The 823-nt window shown below is 37.7% G+C and carries 2 protein-coding genes; both read left to right on the forward strand.

Translation table 11 applies throughout. From position 1 onward, the window contains the following. On the forward strand, positions 1–211 hold a 211-nt coding region (locus HMPREF2661_RS11690), incomplete at its 5' end, for a hypothetical protein (RefSeq protein ID WP_210400056.1). A gap of 12 nt (positions 212–223) precedes the next feature. Beyond that, positions 224–730, forward strand: coding sequence for a DUF4189 domain-containing protein (locus tag HMPREF2661_RS10850; RefSeq protein ID WP_070823779.1), 507 nt, complete (start codon positions 224–226; stop codon positions 728–730). Positions 731–823: the final 93 nt, after the last annotated feature.

Genomic DNA, 823 nt, shown 5'->3' on the forward strand with positions numbered 1-823 from the left:
GATGCCAGGGCATAATGCACCTCCTCAGATTAATACAGCACAGCAATCTCAGGTTGGGGATTCTAATAACTCGCAGTTCCGCTATAGTAATAATACAGGATGGACATCGGGCAATACTGCGACTAATACAAACATCGTAAAAACTCAAGGGCAATCGACATTGGGACAAGCATCTGAAGTCAAAAATTTGATCGATCCAAAAAATAAATGAAGGAATCTTATTATGGATAAATTTATTTTAACCCTCTTTCTCGGTATGTTTTCCGTAGTTTCTTTTGCCTGCACACCAGGTGTAGGCGGTGGCCCATCAGGTGATCCTCATTGCATGGCTCCTATTTTAGCAAATGATCCCTATTACAATGGTTCTATAAATAGTGGCCAAACAGGTAGAACTATTACTGTCAATATTCCTTCTAAATATGGTGCTTTAGCAGTAAACGTAAAAACCGGAGTTACTGGAGGTGCCTTAAATATGAATTCAAAAGCAGAAGCCAAACGAGCGGCTATAAAACAATGTGAGCAAGGAGGAAAAAATGCTCCTTGCCATGTAGCAATTTGGGTGAGAAATGGCTGTATTGCCTTGGCAGAGGGAATAACGGAAAAAAAATCAGAAATCTTTTATTCTTCAAATGATAAAGGTAAAGCTGAAAATGAAGCTTTGAATAAATGTAATCGAAAAGGCTATCTGAATTGTAAAATTATAATACCAGAAGCCTGCTCTCTTCCTTAATATCTAAAATCTCAAAGGCCGTCTGAAATTCCGGACGGTTCGTATTAGAATATTGAATCTTACCCATTTCCACTTAAAGAAAATATTATGAAA

It is taken from the genome of Neisseria sp. HMSC061B04 (genome assembly GCF_001836705.1).
GTDB lineage: Bacteria > Pseudomonadota > Gammaproteobacteria > Burkholderiales > Neisseriaceae > Neisseria.

What these genes read in the sequence shown, in the direction of transcription:
- HMPREF2661_RS10850 (WP_070823779.1), top strand. Translation starts at nt 224, where the DNA reads ATGGATAAATTTATTTTAACCCTCTTTCTCGGTATGTTTTCCGTAGTT.